This is a genomic window from Rathayibacter sp. AY1B4 (assembly GCF_002932815.1).
GTDB lineage: Bacteria > Actinomycetota > Actinomycetes > Actinomycetales > Microbacteriaceae > Rathayibacter.
The window spans coordinates 1-17520 of record NZ_PSWN01000014.1; the positions used below are offsets into that span (position 1 = coordinate 1).

Consider the following 17520-nt stretch of genomic DNA (forward strand, 5'->3'; position numbering starts at 1 on the left):
ACCCCCTCCCCCGCGACCCCGAGCCTCTCGGAGCAGATCGCCCGCGCCGACCGGCTCGCCGTCCGCGACTGGCCCGCCGGCTTCCTCTGGGGATCCGCGACCGCCGCCGCCCAGATCGAGGGCGCCGGCCACGAGGGCGGCAAGGAGGACAGCATCTGGGACGCGTTCTCCCGCGTACCCGGAGCGGTCGCGAAGGGCGACACCCCCGAGGTCGCGGTGGACCACTACCACCGGATGCCCGCGGACGTGCGGCTGATGAAGGAGCTGGGGCTCGGCTCCTACCGCTTCTCGGTCAGCTGGGCGCGCGTCAAGCCGGGCGACCGCGCCGTGAACCCCGAGGGCCTCGACTTCTACTCCCGCCTGGTCGACGAGCTGCTCGGCGCCGGCGTGCTGCCGTGGCTCACCCTCTACCACTGGGACCTCCCGCAGGCCGTCGAGGAGACCGGCGGCTGGGCGAACCGCGACACCGCCGAGCGCTTCCGGGACTACGCCGAGGCCGTCTACGAGAGCCTCGGCGACCGGGTGCAGCACTGGACGACGTTCAACGAGCCGTTCTGCTCGACCCTGCTCTCCTACGGCGCGGGCGTGCACGCCCCCGGCGTGATCTCGCAGCAGAAGGCCCTCGCCGCCGTGCACCACACGCACCTCGCCCACGGGCTGGCCGTCTCGACGCTCCGGCAGCTCGGAGCGCAGAACCTGGGCATCACGCTCAACCTCTCGAACGCCGTCCCCGACGACCCCGAGGACGAGGCCGACCTCGACGCCGCACGCCGCTTCGACGCGCTCCAGAACCGGATCTTCCTCGACCCGCTGCTGCGCGGCGAGTACCCCGAGGACCTGCTCGAGGACGTCGCCGGGCTCGGGCTCGACGAGCTGATCGTCGACGGCGACCTCGATCTCATCTCGCTCCCGCTCGACTTCCTCGGCGTGAACCACTACCACGACGACAACGTCTCTGCGCATCCGCTGCCGGCCGGAGCCGACGACTTCGCCCAGGCGACCGACCGCGAGGTCGGCTCCCCCTGGGTCGGCTCCGAGTCCATCACCTTCCCGTCGCGCGGTCTGCCGCGCACCGCGATGGACTGGGAGGTGAACCCCGACGGGCTGCGCTACCTGCTGACCCGCCTGGGCCTGGAGTACGAGAACCTCCCTCCGCTCTACGTGACCGAGAACGGCGCCGCCTACGACGACGTCGTCGAGGACGGCCGCGTGCACGACGCGGACCGCACGCAGTACGTGCTCGACCACGTCGAGAAGGTCGCCGACGCGATCGACCAGGGCGCCGACGTCCGCGGCTACTTCGTCTGGTCCCTCCTCGACAACTACGAGTGGGCCTGGGGCTACGAGAAGCGCTTCGGCATCGTGCGCGTCGACTACGACACGCAGGAGCGGATCGTGAAGGACTCGGGCCTGGTCTACTCCCGACTGCTCGGCGGCAGCGCCGCGGCGATCCTGGACTGACCCGTGAGCGAGCCGACGGGCGTCCGCGGCGGGGGCCGCCCCCCCACCCTCGAGATGGTCGCGGCGCGGGCCGGAGTCTCGCGCGCGACGGTCTCGCGGGTGGTCAACGGCGCCCCGCAGGTGGCGGCCGAGATCGTGGCCGCCGTCGAGAAGGCGATCGGCGAGCTCGACTACGTGCCCAATCACGCGGCGCGGATGCTCGCCTCGCGGCGCACGCAGTCGATCGCGCTGATCGTGCCGGAGTCGACCGCGCGCGTCTTCGCGGACCCGTTCTTCGCCTCGATCGTGCAGGGCGCCGCGATGCGCCTGGCCGACACGGACTACACGCTCTCGATGCTGATCGCGTCCGAGACGGACGGCGAGAAGACGCGGCGGTACCTGCTCGGCGGCAATGTCGACGGCGCGCTCGTGGTCTCGCACCACTCGGGCGACCACTCCTACGCGGCGCTCTCGGGCACGCTGCCGATCGTCTTCGGCGGCCGACCGCTCTCGCCCGACGAGCGCGGCTCCTACTTCGTCGACGTGGACAACACGGAAGGTGCCGCCGTCGCCACCGCGCACCTGATCGAGCGCGGCCGGCGCCGGATCGCCACCATCGCGGGCCCCGCCGACATGCCGCCGGGCGTCGACCGCCTGATCGGCTGGCGCGGCGCACTCACCGACGCCGGCCTCGCGGACGACCTCGTCGAGTGGGGAGACTTCTCGCCGGCCAGCGGCACCGAGGCGATGCGCCGCCTCCTCGACCGCGACCCCGACCTGGACGGCGTCTTCGCCGCGAACGACCAGATGGCGGTCGGCGCCTACGCCGCCCTCCGCGAGGCCGGCCGCCGGACCCCCGAGGACGTGTCCGTCGTGGGCTTCGACGACGATCTCTTCGCGCGGAACGCCGTCCCCGCGCTGACCACCGTTCGCCAGCTCCCCGACGAGCTCGGCGCCCGCATGGTGGAGCTGCTGACCGCCCGCATCGAGGGGCTCCCCGTGGAGCACCGCACGCTGATGCCGACGTCGCTGGTCGTCCGCGCCAGCAGCTGACCCCGGCCCGCGAGTACGCAGAAGTCGCGGTACTCGCTCTCGAGTACCGCGACTTCCGTGTTCTGGGCGCGCCGGCAGTCGCTCGGCCACGTTCAGCAGACCCCGTCGTGGACCCGGAGGCAGGTTATTCGCCGATTCCGCACGGGTGCGCAGGAGTCGCGGGGGGGGTGGCGAGCGAGGACGGCGACGTCTGAGGAGTCGAGAGGGCCCGCGTCAGAGGAAGAGCGGCGCCGGGTCGAGGGCGGCGAAGCGGCGGCGCATGACGGCGACCGCGTCGGCGTGCTCGTCGACGAGGACGAAGCGGCGGCCGAGAGCGTGCGCGACGGCGCCGGTCGTGCCGGAACCGGCGAAGAAGTCGAGGACGGCGTCGCCCTCACGGCTGGACGCCTGCACGATGCGGCGGAGGATCCCCTCCGGCTTCTGCGTCGGGTACCCGGTCTTCTCGCGGCCGGTCGGCGAGACGATCGTGTGCCACCACACGTCGGTCGGCCGCTTGCCGCGCTCGGCCTTCTCGGGGGTCACCAGGCCCGGGGCCATGTACGGCTCGCGGTCCACGGCGGCGGAGTCGAAGTGGTAGCCGCGCGGGTCCTTCACGTAGACGAGGATCGTGTCGTGCTTGGTCGGCCAGCGGCGCGTGGCCTTCGCTCCGTAGTCGTAGGCCCAGATGATCTCGTTGAGGAAGCACTCGCGGCCGAAGAGCGCGTCGAGCAGCACCTTCGCGTAGTGCGCCTCGCGGTAGTCGAGGTGGAGGTAGAGGGTGCCGTCGTCGGCGAGGAGCCGCCACGCCTCGGCCAGACGCGGCTCGAGGAACGACCAGTAGTCGTCGAAGCGGTCGTCGTAGCGGAGCAGGTCGCCGCGGATCCGCTCGTAGCTGCGCCCCTTGAAGCCGGCGATCGTGCCAGTGGTGGAGCGCACCGAGGTGGTCGAGGTGCGCACCTGCGCCCGGCCCGTGTTGAACGGCGGGTCGAGGTAGACGACGGTGAAGGCCCCGTCGGCCAGCTGCGGCAGGACCTCGAGGTTGTCGGCGTGGAACACCGCGCTCCGCGACTCCGGGACGCCGTCCGCGATCTGGATCGTCCTGGGCACCCGGCAATTGTGCCAGTGCGCGCGAGCCCGGCGACACGCTCCGCGCCTCGCGCCCGCGCTCGACGGGTGCCGGGAGGCTCCGGCGTAGAGTGGCGCGATGATCTCCGAGGTGCGCCACGACGAGGACTCGTCCCGCTACACGCTCTGGCTCGACGGCGAGACCGTCGGAGTCGCGGACTACGCCGTCCGCGGCCGCGACGTGGTCTTCCTCCACACCGAGATCGCGCCCGAGCACCGCCACGAGGGCCTCGGCGAGACCCTCGTCGAGGCGGCCCTCGACGACGCGCACGAGCGCTTCGGCGGGCGCATCGTCCCGGCCTGCCCGTTCGTCGCCGAGTTCATCGCCGATCACCCGGACTACCAGGAGCTCCTCGCGAGCTGAGGGGCTCCCGCCGGACCGGCCCGCCGCGTTCCACTCCGGGTCCACGCGCCGGCGACCGCCGCCCCGGACCCGCCGGTCAGGGGACGCGCCGCAGCCACTCCGGAGTCGAGTACTTCGTCCGCACCAGCTCCTCCGCCGCCGCGTACTCCTCCTCGGTCAGAGTCCCCGCCTCGCCGCCGTGCAGCTGCACGAAGGTCGCCTTCATCCGCTCGATGATCTCGGCGCGGCTGAGCCCGGTCTGGCTGCGCAGCGGGTCGACGCGCTTCACGGCGGAGGCGATGCCCTTGTCCGAGAGCTTCTCGCGGCCGATCCGCAGCACCTGCACCATCTTCTCGGCGTCGATGTCGTAGCTCATGGTCACGTGGTGGAGGACGGCGCCGGAGCCCAGGCGCTTCTGCGCGGCGCCGCCGATCTTGCCCGAGGGCGACGTGATGTCGTTGAGCGGCTGGTAGACCGCGTCGATCCCGAGCGACTGCAGCGCGTTGACGGCCCACTCGTCGAGGAAGGCGTAGGAGTCGGCGAAGGTCAGCCCCTGGACGAGGTCGCCGGGGACGTAGAGCGAGTACGTGACGACGCTGCCCGCCTCCATGAACATCGCGCCGCCGCCCGAGATGCGGCGGACCACGTCGACGCCGTACTTCGCCGCGTTGTCGAGGTCGACCTCGTTGCGGAGCGACTGGAAGCTGCCGATGACGACGGCGGGCTGGTCCCACTCCCAGATCCGCAGCGTCGGCTCGCGACGGCCCTCGCCGACCGCGGCGGTCAGCACCTCGTCGAGCGCCAGGTGGGTCGCGGGAGGGACGGCCCGGTCGTGCACGATGCGCCAGTCGTAGTCGCGCCAGCTGGTCGCCTTCTGCAGCGAGCGGCGGATGGCGACCGCGACGGCCTCGGGCGTGAAGCCGAGCAGGACCGCGTCGGCCGAGAGCGCCTGCCGGATGGCGGCGGCGATGGACTTCGCGTCGGTCTCGGCCGGGAGGCCCACGACCGCGCGGTCGATGTCGTCGAGGGCCGTGTCGGGCTCGAGGAAGAAGTCGCCCGCCAGGCGGAACCCGGCGAACCTCCCGTCGACCACGTCGAGGTCGACGACCACGAGCTTTCCGCCGGGGACCTTGTACTCGCCATGCATGACGCCAGCCTAGGCGCGAGCCGGGGCGGGGAAGCGCTCGCCCAGCCACTCCACGAGATCGGCCGTGACCTCGGCCCGGTTGAGCTCCTGGAACAGCTCGTGCCGCGCCTCCGGGTACACCCGCACCGAGACGTCCGTGTACCCGGCCCGCCGCCGGTAGGCCTGGGCGAGCGCGCGCACCGACCGCTCGCCGCCGAGGGTGTCGTCGGCGCCCACGACCAGCAGCAGGGGCAGCGGATGCTCGGGCCCGCGCTTCGGGCGGCCGACCAGCCGCAGGGTCTCGACCAGCCCGATCCGCTTCGCGAGCGGCGTGGTGAAGGTGAGGGGGTCGTCGTGGAACCGCTGCCAGACCTCCGGGTCGCGGGAGAGCCACTCGAGGCCGAGGCCACCGGCGACGCGGTGCCGCTTCGCCAGGTCGCCCGCGTTCATGTGCCCGGGGAGGCGGTAGGCCGTGCCGCTCAGCACGAGCGCGGCGTAGGCGCCGGAGTGGTGGTCGACGATCCGCTGTGCCATGAGCGACCCCCAGGAGTGGCCGAGCAGCACGATCGGCACTCCCGGGCTCTCCTCCGCGAGCAGCTCCGTCAGCCGGAGGATCGCCGCCTCGGTCGCGCGCAGGCCGCCCGGACCCAGCAGTCCGAGCCGGGAGGAGTCGCCGCCGTGCTGCTCGAGGCCGGTCCGGCCGTGCCCGCGGTGGTCGTCCGCCGCGACCGCGTACCCGGCGGCGACCAGCGCCTCCGCCAGCTCGACGTAGCGCCCCGAGTGCTCGCCGACCCCGTGGGCCAGCTGCACGATCGCGCGGGGCGAGGGGTGCGGCCACCAGCGGTAGTGGATGACGACGCCGGAGGCGTCCTGGAAGGTCCTGTCGACAGCGGCGCCGGTCATGGTGACCAGTGTGGCGCTCCGGCCGCTGGGCGCGAGGGACGCGCTGAGAACTGAGAAGATACTCACGATCCATCGGCGGGCACCCTGCTCGTCACGGTGCCTCGCTACCTTTTCCCTTGACGAGCGACCCCCGCGACCGTCCCCCGACCCCCTTCACGAGCGAGGCCAGCCCCTTCATGACCGTATCGCCCCTGATCTGGACCCTGACGATCGTCTTCATCGTCCTGCTCCTGCTCTTCGACTTCTTCTTCCACGTCCGGAAGGCCCACGAGCCCACGCTGAAGGAGTCGTCGATCTGGTCGGCGCTCTACGTCGGCATCGCCGTGCTCTTCGGGCTCGGCGTCCTCGTCTTCGGCGGAGCGACACCCGGATCGGAGTACTTCGCGGGGTACATCACCGAGAAGGCCCTCTCGGTCGACAACCTGTTCGTCTTCCTCATCATCATGGCGAGCTTCAAGGTGCCCCGCGCCGACCAGCAGAAGGTGCTCCTCTTCGGCATCGTCTTCGCGCTGATCGCCCGCACCGGCTTCATCTTCCTCGGCGCCGCACTGATCAACTCGTTCGCCTGGGTCTTCTACATCTTCGGCCTGATCCTGCTGCTGACCGCGTTCAACCTGGTCAAGCCGGGCGACGACCACTCCAGCGACAACGTGATGGTGCGCCTGGCCAAGCGGATCTTCAAGACGAGCGACCAGTACGACGGCGACAAGTTCTACACGCACATCGACGGCAAGAAGGTCCTCACGCCGATGATCCTCGTCATGGCGGCGATCGGCGGAACGGACATCCTGTTCGCCCTCGACAGCGTGCCGGCGATCTTCGGCCTCACCAGCGACGTGTACCTCGTCTTCACGGCGACCGCGTTCTCGCTTCTGGGCCTGCGCCAGCTGTACTTCCTCATCGACGGCCTGCTCGACCGCCTCGTCTACCTCAGCATCGGCCTCGCCGCGATCCTCGCCTTCATCGGCGTGAAGCTGATCCTGCACGCGCTCCACGAGAACAACCTGCCGTTCATCAACAACGGCGAGCACGTGGAGGTCTTCGAGATCGGCACCGGACTGTCGCTCTCGGTCATCATCGGCGTCCTCGTGATCACGGTGATCGCCTCCCTCGTCAGCCCCAAGGGCCGCCGCATGGCCGCCGAGGCCGCCGAGCGCCGCCGCGTGGCCGAGGCCGCGGGCGCGGACGTCGACGCGACGCACTGAGTCGTCCTGTGCGCCGCGGAGCGGCGCACCGCGGTCGGCTCCCCTAGGCGGTCGGGTCCCGGAGAGCGGGTCCCGACCGCCTACGACGATCCGCTGACACGCGGATCGCCCGTTCGACGGGCCGTCTCGTGCACCGCAGGGCGGCGCACCGCAGTCGGCTCCCACGGGCGGTCGGGTTTCCGAGAGCGGGTCCCGACCGCCTAGGAGGATCCGCTGACACGCGGATCCCCCGTTCGGCTCGACCGAGCACCGCACGCCGGTGCTCCGCAGTCAGCTCCCCTAGGCGCTCAGGTCCCCGAGAGCGGGTCCCGACCGCCGAGAACGCCCCGCCGGCTCGAGCGCGGACTCCGCTCGCGGAGGGTCAGCGGGCGCGGTAGCGGTGCTCCGGGCGGCCGGTGGTGCCGTAGCTGAGGGTCATCTCGACGAGGCCGCGGCCCGCGAGACCCGAGAGGTAGCGCTGGGCGGTGGCACGCGAGATGCCGGCGCGCTCGGCCACCTCGAGGGCCGACAGCTCGGCGCCCGACTCGGCCAGGCGCGCCAGGACGAGCTGCTCGGTCGCCGAGCGCGAGGGCTGCGCGGCGGTCGCGTCGCCCGAGTGCAGGATGCGCAGCGCCCGCTCCACCGCCTCCTGATCGGCCGCGCGGTCCTCCCGCAGCACGTTCCGGAACCGCACGTACGCGTCGAGGCGCTCGCCGAGCAGGCGCGCCTCGAACGGCTTGATGAGGTACCCGAGCGCTCCCGCGTGCAGGGCGCGCCGCACCGTCGCCCCGTCGGAGGCGGCGCTCACGACGAACGCGTCGGTGTCGAGCTCGCGGAGCAGCGCGATCCCGCTCTGATCCGGCAGGTGCACGTCGAGCAGCAGCAGATCGGGCGCGTGCTCGGCGACGGCCGCCCGCGCCGCGCGCGCCGTGTGCACCGGGGGAAGGGCCGTCAGCCCCTGCCGCGCCTCGACCAGGTCCGCATGCAGCTGCGCGACCCGGAAGTCGTCGTCCACCACCAGCACCGTGCGCTCCCGCGCCGTGTCCGCGCTCATGACCCGTCCCCGTCCTGCTCCGGCGGCCGCACCGCTCCGGGGAGGCGCGCGCACAGCACGGCCCCCGACTCCGCTCCGCCGGCGTCCGCCAGCCAGACCTCGCCGCCGCGCCGGGCGGCCACCTCGCGGCAGAGCGGCAGGCCGAAGCCGCGGCCGTGCACGCGACCGTCGTCCTCGACGGGGTCGCCCGCGCCGGCCCGGTCGAACAGCGAGTCCGGATCGAGCACTCCGTCGCCGGAGTCGGCGACCGTCACGAAGAGCGCGTCGCCGTCGTCGAGCAGCTCGACCTCGACGAAGCGCACGTCGCGCCGCCCCTCGACCGCCGCGCGCACCGCGTTGTCCACCAGGTTCCCGACCACCGTGGCGACGTCCTCCGGCTCGACGACGGTGCCGCGCACCAGCGTCTCCTCACCGAGCGTCAGCAGCACGCCGCGCTCGGCCGCCTCGATCCCCTTCGCGCCGACGAGCGCCTGGAGGTACGGCTCCTGCAGCCGGTCGGCGTGCTGCACCGGGTACTTGAGCGGGCCGCGGGTCAGCACCTCGTCGAGGTAGTCGCGCGCCGACGCGGTCCGCCCCGCATCCAGCAGGCCCGCGACCACGTGCAGGCGGTTGGCGAACTCGTGCCGCTGCACCCGGAGCGCGTTGGTCATCGCGCCGACCGCGTCGAGGCGCCGGCTCAGCGCGGCGAGGTCGGTGCGGTCGCGCAGCACCACCACCACGCCCAGGTCGCGGTCGCCGCGGGTCACCCGGCGGATGTCGACGTAGACGATGCGGGAGCGGACGACGAAGCCCTCCTCGCCCCCGGGGCGGGGCGGCTCGACGGAGTCCAGCGCGGCGCCGATCGCGTCGGCCAGCGGAACGGGCAGGTCGAGCTCCGCGAGCGGCCGCCCGTGCAGCGCCCGCCCGGTCGGATCGTCGGAGCCGAGGATCGCGGCGGCCCGCGCATTGCAGACGCCGACGCGCCCGTCGCGGTCGAGCGCGAGCACGCCCTCGTCGACTCCGTCGAGCACGGCGGCCTGGTCCTGTACGAGCGAGGTGAGCTCCTCCGGGGCGAGGCCGAGCGTCAGGCGCAGCAGGCGGCGGCGGATGAAGACGGAGGCGACGGCGGCGAGCACCAGCCCGGCGAGCGCCGCGGCGAGGACGCCGAGCAGCGCGGTCGGCAGGTCGGTGAAGACGCTGGAGCGCGCGAAGCCGATGCTGACCTCGCCGACGACCCGCTGCTCCCCCGCGGCGAAGACCGGGACCTTGGCCCGTGCCGACTCGCCGAGCGTGCCGGTGCCCCACGAGACGCTCTCGCGCCCGGCGAGCGCCTCGTCGGGGCTGGTCGAGACCCGCTCGCCGAGGCGGTCCTCGTCGGGGTGGGCGAGGCGGATGCCCTGGTCATCGGTGATCACGACGAAGAGCGCGCCGGTGCGCTGCTCGACGGCGGCGGCGACGTCCTCGAGCGGTCCGCCGCGCAGCTCCGAGGCGGCGGGAGCGCCGGGCACGGCGGAGGACGCGGCGACCGCGTCCTGCACGTCGGGGTCCTCGGCGACGGTGCGGGCGATGGCGAGCGCCGTGCCCTCCGCCTCGCCGCGCAGCTGCTGGATGCTGAGCGCGGTGACGAGCCCCGCGCAGACCAGCACGGCGGCCGACACCGTGGCGAGCTGCAGGACCAGGACGTGGGTCGCGAAGCGCATCGGGGCCTCCTCGCCGTCGTCGTGCGCAGAATGCGCAGAAGCCACACTATGCGCAGATGTCGCCGTAATGAGCGATACCCCGGCGCCGGACGCGGAGCTGCCTAGGGTTTCCACCATCTCCCGGCCGGCTCTCCCGCCGAGCGCGGGCGGAGGCACTGGACGAAGGAGTCAGCTGTGTTGGTAGTACTCGGTTTCACCATGATCCTGGCCTTCATGGCCCTGATCATGACCAAGCGGCTGACGCCGATGGTCGCCCTGATCGTCGTGCCGACGATCTTCGGCCTCTTCGCGGGCGCCGGCCTCGGCATCGGCGACATGGTCCTCGAGGCGATCGGCAGCCTCGCGCCCACGGCCGCGCTGCTGATGTTCGCGATCATGTACTTCGGGATCATGATCGACGTCGGGCTCTTCGACCCGCTGATCCGCTTCATCGTCCGCGCGCTCGGCGACGACCCGGCGAAGGTCGTGCTCGGCACGGCGCTGCTCGCGGGTGCGGTCTCGCTCGACGGCGACGGCTCGACCACCTTCATCGTCACCACCGCCGCGATGCTCCCGATCTACCTGCGCCTGGGGATGAACCCGGTCGTGCTGACCTGCGTCGCGGGCCTGGCCAACGGCACGCTCAACATCGTCCCCTGGGGTGGACCGACGGTGCGCGCCGCCGCGGCCCTCCAGGTCTCGCCGAGCGAGATCTTCGTGCCGATGCTCCCGTCGCTCGCGGTGGGCCTGGCCGTCACTCTCGTCTTCGCCTGGTTCCTCGGGCTCGGCGAGCGCCGCCGCCTCGGCTCGCTCGCGCTGGCCGAGCCGATGCTCGAGCAGGAGCTCGTCGGCGCCGGCCGCGGCTCCTCCTCCCGCTCGGGCGGCGCCCGCACCGGCGGCCTCGCGGCCCTGACCGGGGGCATCCGCACCGTCGCCCGGGAGCGCTTCTCCTTCCTCCGCGGTCCCCAGGCCCTGCGCGGAGCCCAGGTGGCGGTCGCCGCCCGCGTGCAGGCCGACGACGCCGACACCGCGATGGCCGATACGATGCTCGACCCCGAGCGCGAGACGCTGCGCCCGAAGCTGATCTGGGTGAACCTGGTCCTGACCCTCGCGGTGATGACGCTGCTGGTCGCCGACATCCTGCCGCTGCCCTACGTGTTCATGGTCGGCTCCGCGGTCGCCCTCCTGATCAACTTCCCGAAGATGAAGGACCAGGCGGCCGAGATCGTCAAGCACGCGCCGAGCATCGTGGGCGTCGTGTCGATGGTGCTGGCGGCCGGTGTGCTGATCGGCGTCCTCAACGGCACCGGCATGGTCGACGCCATGGCGGAGTGGGTCGTCGCGGTGATCCCGCCGGCGCTCGGCCCGTTCCTCGCCGTGATCACCGGCGTGCTCAGCATCCCGATGACCTTCTTCATGTCGAACGACGCGTTCTACTACGGCATCCTCCCCGTGCTCTCCGAGAGCGCGGCGAACTACGGCATCTCGCCGGTCGAGATGGCGCGCGCCTCCATCACCGGGCAGCCGGTGCACCTCCAGAGCCCGCTGGTCCCGGCGATCCTCCTGCTCGTCTCCCTCGCCGCGGTCAACCTCGGCGACCACCACCGCAAGGTGCTGTGGCGAGCGGTCGTCGTCTCGCTGGTCATGCTCGCCGTCGGCGTGCTGGTCGGCTCGATCCCCTTCGGCTGAGGTCGGCGGAGCGGAGCGCCGAGCGATCGGAACGAGGACGGGACCCCTTGCTGCGGCGGGGGTCCCGTCCTCGTTCCGCGGCTCGGTCCCCAGCCCGCGCTAGCGCAGCAGCGGCGCCAGGTTCTCGGTCCAGACGTCGGAGCCGACCTTGAGGATGAGGGCGCCGACCACGACGAGGAACGCGACCCGGATGAAGCGGCTGCCACGAGCGACGGCCATCCGCGAGCCGAGGTAGGCGCCCGCCACGTTGGCGGCGCCCATCAGGAGGCCCAGCAGCCAGATCACGTGCCCGCCCGGCACGAAGTAGAGCAGGGCGCCGAGGTTGGTCGCGACGTTGACGATCTTCGCCTTGGCGCTGGCGAGCAGGAAGTCGTAGCCCAGCGCGGTGATCAGGGCGATGATCAGGAAGGTGCCGGTGCCCGGTCCGATCAGGCCGTCGTAGAAGCCGATCAGGAGTCCCAGCACCGCCGCCGTGACGAGGTGGCGCCGGCCCGCGTGCTTGAGCACCGTGACGCTGCCCAGTGCCGGGCGGGCGATCGTCACGACGGCGACCACGATCAGCGCGACGACGATGATCGGCTTGAACACCGCGGCCGGGAGGAGGCCGGCGAGCGTCGCGCCTCCGTAGCTGCCCGCGAGGGCGACCGCCGCCATCGGCAGCGCGGTGCGCAGATCGGGCTTCGCACGCCGGTAGTAGGTGATCGCGCTGGTGGTCGTGCCGAAGATCGAGGCCAGCTTGTTCGTGGCGAGCGCCTGCACGGGCGAGATCCCCGGCACGAGGAGCAGGGCGGGGAGCTGGAGGAGTCCGCCGCCGCCCACGACCGCGTCGATCCAGCCGGCCGCGAAGGCGGCGAGGATCATCAGCGCGAGGACGGGGAGTCCGAGATCCTCTGTGAAGGTCAGCATCGGTCGGAAGCGTACGCGAGCACCGCGACCCCCTCGACCTCGGGGGCCGGGCCGCCCTAGGGTCGGCGGCATGCGATTCGGACTCTTCATCCCCCAGGGCTGGCGCCACGACCTCGTCGGCGTCCCGGCCGCCGACCAGTGGCGCACCATGAGCGACCTCGCCCGGCACGCCGACGACGGCGCCTGGGAGTCGATCTGGGTCTACGACCACTTCCACACCGTCCCGCAGGTGACGGAGGAGGCGACGCACGAGGCGTGGTCGCTGATGAGCGCGTTCGGCGCCACCACGTCGCGCGTGCGGCTGGGCCAGATGTGCACCTGCATGGGCTACCGGAACCCCGCCTACCTCGCCAAGGTCGCGACGACCGTCGACATCGTCTCGGGCGGGCGGGTCGAGATGGGCATCGGCGGCGGCTGGTACGAGCACGAGTGGCGCGCGTACGGCTACGGCTTCCCGCCGATCGCCGAGCGGCTGGGCCGGCTCGACGAGGGCGTGCAGATCCTGCAGCAGGCCTGGACGACCGGGTCCGCGACCCTCGACGGCCGCTACTACCAGGTGGACGGCGCGCAGAACCGGCCGCTGCCCCTGCAGGAGGGGGGCATCCCGCTGTGGGTCGCCGGCGGCGGCGAGAAGGTCACGCTGCGGATCGCGGCCCAGTACGCGCAGTACACGAACTTCGCCGGGACCCCGGAGGCGTTCGACCACAAGAGCTCGGTCCTCCGCGGGCACTGCGAGCGCCTGGGCACCGACTTCTCGGCGATCACCCGGAGCTCGAACTACAACGTCGTGATCGGCGAGACGGAGGCGGAGGTCGAGGCGGCGCTGCAGCGTCTCGAGGAGCGCGTGGTCCCGTACCTCGGCGCGGAGGGAGCGGCGTCCTTCGTCGCCGAGTACCGCAGCCCCGACGCGCTCGCGGTCGGCACTCCCGCGCAGATCGTCGACCGGCTCGCCGGCATGCAGTCGCGCGGGATGGACTACGGCATCCTCTACTTCCCGGACGCCGCCTACGACCGGTCCGGCATCGAGCTGTTCGAGCGCGAGGTGCTGCCGGCGCTCTCCTGAGCGCGGAGCGGCGGGGGCTCCTACGCCTCCCGCCCCCCGCCCGCAAGTCCTTGGGGCGCCCCGGCCCCGCGCCTACGGTCGGAGCATGGACGCACAGGACATCCGCTGGAACGACGAAGCCCGCGACAAGATCCTCGAGGACTCGGACAGGGTCCTCCGCGAGGCGGTGCTCGACCTCGCGACGAGCAAGAAGGGCGAGCCCTGGGAGGACGTGTTCGCCGAGCTGAACGCGCGCCTCAAGGACCGCTTCATCGACTTCGAGCCCGGCCCGGACCTCCGCAAGTACGCCGAGGCCGTCTCCGCCGGGGAGATCGAGACCGGCTCGTGAGCGAGCACGACCGCGACGCCGCGCTCGAGGACGAGATCACCTCGATCCACGCCCTCGGCGAGGGCCGCGTCGGCGAGACGGCCGGCCCGGAGGACGAGGACCACGAGCTCTCGCCCGAGCAGGACGCCCGCATCGAGTCCGAGCTGAAGAGCCGGGGCAGCGAGAGCTGATCCCCCCGGTACGCGGAAGGCCCGCTCCACCTCGAGGGAGCGGGCCTTCCGCGTGAGTCGCGACTACGCCGAGAGGGGCTCGTAGTCGGTGTAGCCCTCGGCTCCTCCGCCGTAGACCGTCTCCTGGACGACCTCGTTCTCGGGGTGCCCGCCCTGCCAGCGCTCGACCAGGTCGGGGTTGGCGATCGCCGGGCGGCCGACGGCCACGGCGTCGGCGTGGCCCTCGCTGATCAGCTCGGTCGCCTCCTCGCGGCTGGTCGGCGAGCCGAAGCCGCTGTTGGCGATGAAGACGCCGTCGAAGCGCGAGCGGAGGTCCTGGACCAGCTCGCCGGCGGGCTCGGCGTGCAGGACGCTGAGGTAGGCCAGGCCGAGTGGGGCGAGCCCGTCGACGACGGCCTCGTAGGTGGCGCGCACGTCGTCGGCGTCGGTCTCGACGACGTCCTGGATGTTGTGGGCCGGCGAGAGGCGGATGCCGACGCGGCCCGCTCCGACCTCGTCGACGATCGCGCGGGTGACCTCGAGCGGGAACGCGGCGCGCTCGGCCGGGGTCCCGCCGTACTGGTCGGTGCGCACGTTCGAGACGGGCGAGAGGAACTCGTGCAGCAGGTAGCCGTTGGCGCCGTGCACCTCGACTCCGTCGAAGCCGGCGTCGATCGCGCGGCGGGCGGCGGCGACGAACTCGTCGCGGACGGTCGCCAGCTCCTCGGTGGTCAGCGCGTGCGGCACCGGGAACGGCTTCTTGCCGGAGGGGGTGTGCACCTCTCCGTCGATGGCGACGGCGCTCGGGGCGACGATGCGGTCGGTGCCGGTGATCTCGGTGTGCGAGACGCGGCCCGCGTTCATCAGCTGCATGACGATGCGCCCGCCCGCGGCGTGCACGGCGTCGGCGACGGCGCGCCAGCCCGCGGCCTGCGCGTCGGTCTCGATGCCGGGCTGCCCGGCGTAGCCCTTGGACTCGGCGCTGGGGAAGACGCCCTCGCTGATCAGCAGGCCCATGCTCGCGCGCTGGGCGTAGTACTCGGCGACGATCGCGCCGGGCACGCCCTGCTCGTCGGAGCGCAGTCGCGTCATCGGTGCCAGGACGATGCGGTTGGGGAGGTCGAGGTCGCCGGCGGTGAGGGGGGAGAACGGATCCACGGGATCGCCTTTCTACGGAGCTGTCTCAGGGGGCTGCCCTGAGGGGGGAGGCACGTGCACCTGCGGCGCACTCCGGGCGGCAACCGCGAGCGGAGCACGGTCATTCCTCCTCCCGGCGTTCTCCCATCCCCCGCGCCCCGGGCACGCGGTCGACGGCCTGCCGCCTCCCGACCCCTGCTCGGACACCCGGGCTGTCTACACTCGGGAGGCGACGACGAAGGAGTGTGCGCGATGCCGGCGAGACCCCACCACCCCGTGAGCTCCCGGCTGCTGCCGGCGCTCGCGGCCCTCCTGATCGCCGCGGTCCTCGCGCTGGTCCCCGCGACCGCGGCGACGGCCGAGTCGCCCGTCTCCTTCTCCTCCTCCACCGTCCTCGACTCGGTCGGGGTGCTGAGCTCCGGAGAGACCGCCGAGATCGAGCAGGCCTCGCGGGCCCTCTACGACCAGCACCGCGTGCAGCTGTTCGTCGCCTTCGTCGACTCCTTCACGGATCCGTCCGACCGCGCCGCGTGGGCGGACGAGACCGCGACCCGCAACGGACTGGGCACCGACGACGTCCTCCTGGCCGTCGCGGTCGACGCCCGCCAGTACCAGGTGTCGGTCGCGCAGGGCTTCGCCCTCGACGACGCGCAGGTCTCCTCGCTCCAGTCCGACGACATCGAGCCGAGGCTCGCCGACGGCGACTGGGCCGGAGCCGCGGTGGCCGCCGCCGACGGGATCGGGCAGCGCCTCGACGCGCCCAGCGCCGGCGAGTCCCTCGGCTCGGGGCTGCTGATCGCGCTCGGCGTGCTCGCGGCCCTCGTCGTGGTCGGCCTCGTGGTGCTGCTGCTCGTCCGCCGCGCGCGGAAGCGCCGCGCCCAGGAGGCGGTGGAGGCCTCGATCGACGAGCTCGCCACCCGTGCCGGATCGGCCCTCGTCCACGCCGACGACGCCGTCCGCACCAGCGAGCAGGAGGTCGGCTTCGCGGAGGCGCAGTTCGGCGCCGACGCGACCGGCGCGTTCCGCGAGGCGCTCGTCACCGCGAAGCACCTGCTCGGCGAGGCCTTCACCCTGCAGCAGCGCCTCGACGACGCCGAGCCGGAGACCGATCAGGAGCGCCGCGACGGCTACCAGCGCATCCTCCAGCTCTGCGCCGACGCCGAGCAGACGCTCGACGAGCGCGCGAGTGCGTTCGAGGAGCTGCGCGACCTCGAGAAGAACGCGCCGCAGGTCGCCGCCGCGCTCACGGCCCGCGCCGCCGAGGTCGGCGACCGCCTCCCCTCGGCCCGCGCCCGCCTCGCCGAGCTCGCCTCCCGCTACGCGCCGACCGCGATCGACGACGTGGGCGACGACGCCGACCAGGCCGAGGACCGCCTCCGCTTCACCCGCGACCAGCTCGCCGGCGCCCAGCAGGCGCTGCAGGCCGGCGACTCCGGCCGCGCCGCCGTGCTGCTGCGCGCCGGGCAGCAGGCCGCCGAGCAGGCCTCCGGGCTCGTCGACGCGGTGGCGACGAGGGGCGACGAGCTGCAGAAGGCGGAGGCGTCGCTCGCCGGCCGCATCGCCGAGATCCGCGCCGACGTGACGCAGGGACGAGCGCTCGCCGCCTCCCCGGACGCGGAGTCCGCCGCCCAGGCGCAGAACGTCGCCGCGGCGGTCGCCTCGACCGAGGCCGCCCTCGACGACGTCGAGCGCGCCGCCTCCGTGCGGCCGAACGACCCGCTCGCCCTGCTCGAGGCGCTCACCGCCGCCGACGCCACGATCGACGCCGCCGTCGGCGGGTTCCGCGACGCGCAGGCCCAGCGCGAGCGCGAGCGGGCCGCCCTCGGCGCCGAGCTCACCTCCGCCCGCAGCCGCGTCTCGGCCGCCGAGGACTTCATCGCGGCCCGCCGCGGCGCGGTCGGCTCGGAGGCGCGCACCCGCGTCGCCGAGGCCGCCCGCTCGGCCGAGTACGCCGAGCGCATCGCCGCCACCGACCCCCGCGAGGCTCTCGCCTCCGCCCAGCGCGCCTCGCAGCTCGCCCAGCAGGCGCTCGAGCGGGCGCGGGCCGACGCCGGCGCCTACTCCGCCCCGAACGCCGTCGGCAGCCCCTACGGTGGCGACACCACCGGCGCGTTCCTCGGCGGGATCCTGGTCGAGTCGCTCCTGGGAGGCGGACGCCGCAGCGGCTACCGCTCGGGCGGCTTCGGCGGAGGGGGGTTCAGCGGCGGCTTCGGCGGAGGCGGCTCGTCCCGGCGCTCCGGCGGCGGCGGCTTCGGCGGCGGGCGCAGCAGCGGCGGAGGCGGACGCCGCGGCGGCGGCGGGCGCTTCTGAGCGCCCCCGGGCATCCGCGCACGACCGACGACCACCACCTCCCCCACGACTCCGGCACCACCTCCGACATCCG

General features: G+C 73.1%; 16 protein-coding genes. 9 read left to right on the forward strand and 7 right to left on the reverse strand.

All coding sequences use genetic code 11. The annotated features are described in order from the left end of the window. The first annotated feature begins 36 nt into the window (after positions 1–36). Both C5D66_RS10535 and C5D66_RS10540 read left to right on the forward strand, forming a co-directional pair. Positions 37–1461: a GH1 family beta-glucosidase gene (locus C5D66_RS10535; protein ID WP_104326906.1), complete on the forward strand. Its 1425-nt coding sequence runs from the start codon at positions 37–39 to the stop codon at positions 1459–1461. 54 nt (positions 1462–1515) lie between these two features. After that, positions 1516–2493, forward strand: coding sequence for a LacI family DNA-binding transcriptional regulator (locus C5D66_RS10540; RefSeq protein WP_104256682.1), 978 nt, complete (start codon positions 1516–1518; stop codon positions 2491–2493). Positions 2494–2706: 213 nt separating this feature from the next. On the opposite strand, the gene C5D66_RS10545 is transcribed toward C5D66_RS10540, so the two are convergent. Next, the gene (locus C5D66_RS10545) at positions 2707–3579 is read right to left on the reverse strand and encodes a site-specific DNA-methyltransferase (RefSeq protein WP_104225160.1); all 873 of its coding nucleotides are present in this window, start codon (positions 3577–3579) and stop codon (positions 2707–2709) included. 97 nt (positions 3580–3676) lie between these two features. On the opposite strand from C5D66_RS10545, the gene C5D66_RS10550 reads away from it, so the two are divergent. After that, positions 3677–3961 carry a GNAT family N-acetyltransferase gene (locus C5D66_RS10550; RefSeq protein WP_104238619.1) on the forward strand — a complete coding sequence of 95 codons (285 nt, stop codon included), beginning with the start codon at positions 3677–3679 and terminating at the stop codon, positions 3959–3961. Between the two features lie 76 nt (positions 3962–4037). Here the strand turns inward: C5D66_RS10550 and C5D66_RS10555 are convergent, their stop codons facing one another. Beyond that, entirely contained in the window at positions 4038–5087 is a 1050-nt protein-coding gene (locus tag C5D66_RS10555) for a biotin/lipoate A/B protein ligase family protein (protein ID WP_104256678.1), read from the reverse strand. A gap of 9 nt (positions 5088–5096) precedes the next feature. Continuing rightward, positions 5097–5969, reverse strand: a complete 873-nt coding sequence (locus tag C5D66_RS10560; RefSeq protein WP_104233159.1) for an alpha/beta fold hydrolase — start codon at positions 5967–5969, stop codon at positions 5097–5099. A gap of 176 nt (positions 5970–6145) precedes the next feature. Between C5D66_RS10560 and C5D66_RS10565 the strand changes: the two genes are divergently transcribed. Continuing rightward, complete coding sequence (locus C5D66_RS10565) at positions 6146–7174, forward strand: TerC family protein (protein WP_104223866.1); 1029 nt, start codon at positions 6146–6148, stop codon at positions 7172–7174. Positions 7175–7535: 361 nt separating this feature from the next. On the opposite strand, the gene C5D66_RS10570 is transcribed toward C5D66_RS10565, so the two are convergent. After that, entirely contained in the window at positions 7536–8207 is a 672-nt protein-coding gene (locus C5D66_RS10570) for a response regulator (RefSeq protein ID WP_104223865.1), read from the reverse strand. Further along, positions 8204–9886 carry a sensor histidine kinase gene (locus C5D66_RS10575; RefSeq protein WP_104256683.1) on the reverse strand — a complete coding sequence of 561 codons (1683 nt, stop codon included), beginning with the start codon at positions 9884–9886 and terminating at the stop codon, positions 8204–8206. Before C5D66_RS10575 ends, C5D66_RS10570 begins: the two co-directional genes overlap by 4 nt. 198 nt (positions 9887–10084) lie before the next feature. Between C5D66_RS10575 and C5D66_RS10580 the strand changes: the two genes are divergently transcribed. After that, positions 10085–11554, forward strand: a complete 1470-nt coding sequence (locus C5D66_RS10580) for a CitMHS family transporter (protein WP_104233156.1) — start codon at positions 10085–10087, stop codon at positions 11552–11554. A gap of 99 nt (positions 11555–11653) precedes the next feature. On the opposite strand, the gene C5D66_RS10585 is transcribed toward C5D66_RS10580, so the two are convergent. Further along, positions 11654–12460 (reverse strand): TSUP family transporter, encoded by an 807-nt coding sequence (locus tag C5D66_RS10585; RefSeq protein WP_104223862.1) that lies wholly within the window; start codon positions 12458–12460, stop codon positions 11654–11656. Between the two features lie 70 nt (positions 12461–12530). On the opposite strand from C5D66_RS10585, the gene C5D66_RS10590 reads away from it, so the two are divergent. From C5D66_RS10590 to C5D66_RS17170, 3 genes are all read left to right on the forward strand, one after another. After that, positions 12531–13523, forward strand: coding sequence for an LLM class F420-dependent oxidoreductase (locus C5D66_RS10590; RefSeq protein WP_104246861.1), 993 nt, complete (start codon positions 12531–12533; stop codon positions 13521–13523). 85 nt (positions 13524–13608) lie between these two features. Then, the gene (locus C5D66_RS10595; RefSeq protein ID WP_068251275.1) at positions 13609–13851 is read left to right on the forward strand and encodes a hypothetical protein; all 243 of its coding nucleotides are present in this window, start codon (positions 13609–13611) and stop codon (positions 13849–13851) included. After that, positions 13848–14021, forward strand: a complete 174-nt coding sequence (locus tag C5D66_RS17170; RefSeq protein ID WP_160035225.1) for a hypothetical protein — start codon at positions 13848–13850, stop codon at positions 14019–14021. The genes C5D66_RS10595 and C5D66_RS17170 overlap by 4 nt, the downstream gene beginning before the upstream one ends. A gap of 63 nt (positions 14022–14084) precedes the next feature. Here C5D66_RS17170 and C5D66_RS10600 read toward each other — a convergent pair whose 3' ends face one another. Then, positions 14085–15158, reverse strand: coding sequence for an alkene reductase (locus C5D66_RS10600; protein WP_104238614.1), 1074 nt, complete (start codon positions 15156–15158; stop codon positions 14085–14087). Positions 15159–15389: 231 nt separating this feature from the next. Here C5D66_RS10600 and C5D66_RS10605 point away from each other — a divergent pair, with 231 nt between their 5' ends. Continuing rightward, the gene (locus C5D66_RS10605) at positions 15390–17447 is read left to right on the forward strand and encodes a TPM domain-containing protein (RefSeq protein ID WP_104256500.1); all 2058 of its coding nucleotides are present in this window, start codon (positions 15390–15392) and stop codon (positions 17445–17447) included. Positions 17448–17520: the final 73 nt, after the last annotated feature.

What these genes read in the sequence shown, in the direction of transcription:
- C5D66_RS10540 (WP_104256682.1), top strand. Translation starts at nt 1,516, where the DNA reads ATGGTCGCGGCGCGGGCCGGAGTCTCGCGCGCGACGGTCTCGCGGGTG.
- C5D66_RS10550 (WP_104238619.1), top strand. Translation starts at nt 3,677, where the DNA reads ATGATCTCCGAGGTGCGCCACGACGAGGACTCGTCCCGCTACACGCTC.
- C5D66_RS10555 (WP_104256678.1), bottom strand. Translation starts at nt 5,087, where the DNA reads ATGCATGGCGAGTACAAGGTCCCCGGCGGAAAGCTCGTGGTCGTCGAC.
- C5D66_RS10560 (WP_104233159.1), bottom strand. Translation starts at nt 5,969, where the DNA reads ATGACCGGCGCCGCTGTCGACAGGACCTTCCAGGACGCCTCCGGCGTC.
- C5D66_RS10565 (WP_104223866.1), top strand. Translation starts at nt 6,146, where the DNA reads ATGACCGTATCGCCCCTGATCTGGACCCTGACGATCGTCTTCATCGTC.
- C5D66_RS10570 (WP_104223865.1), bottom strand. Translation starts at nt 8,207, where the DNA reads ATGAGCGCGGACACGGCGCGGGAGCGCACGGTGCTGGTGGTGGACGAC.
- C5D66_RS10575 (WP_104256683.1), bottom strand. Translation starts at nt 9,886, where the DNA reads ATGCGCTTCGCGACCCACGTCCTGGTCCTGCAGCTCGCCACGGTGTCG.
- C5D66_RS10580 (WP_104233156.1), top strand. Translation starts at nt 10,085, where the DNA reads ATGATCCTGGCCTTCATGGCCCTGATCATGACCAAGCGGCTGACGCCG.
- C5D66_RS10585 (WP_104223862.1), bottom strand. Translation starts at nt 12,460, where the DNA reads ATGCTGACCTTCACAGAGGATCTCGGACTCCCCGTCCTCGCGCTGATG.
- C5D66_RS10590 (WP_104246861.1), top strand. Translation starts at nt 12,531, where the DNA reads ATGCGATTCGGACTCTTCATCCCCCAGGGCTGGCGCCACGACCTCGTC.
- C5D66_RS10595 (WP_068251275.1), top strand. Translation starts at nt 13,609, where the DNA reads ATGGACGCACAGGACATCCGCTGGAACGACGAAGCCCGCGACAAGATC.
- C5D66_RS10605 (WP_104256500.1), top strand. Translation starts at nt 15,390, where the DNA reads ATGCCGGCGAGACCCCACCACCCCGTGAGCTCCCGGCTGCTGCCGGCG.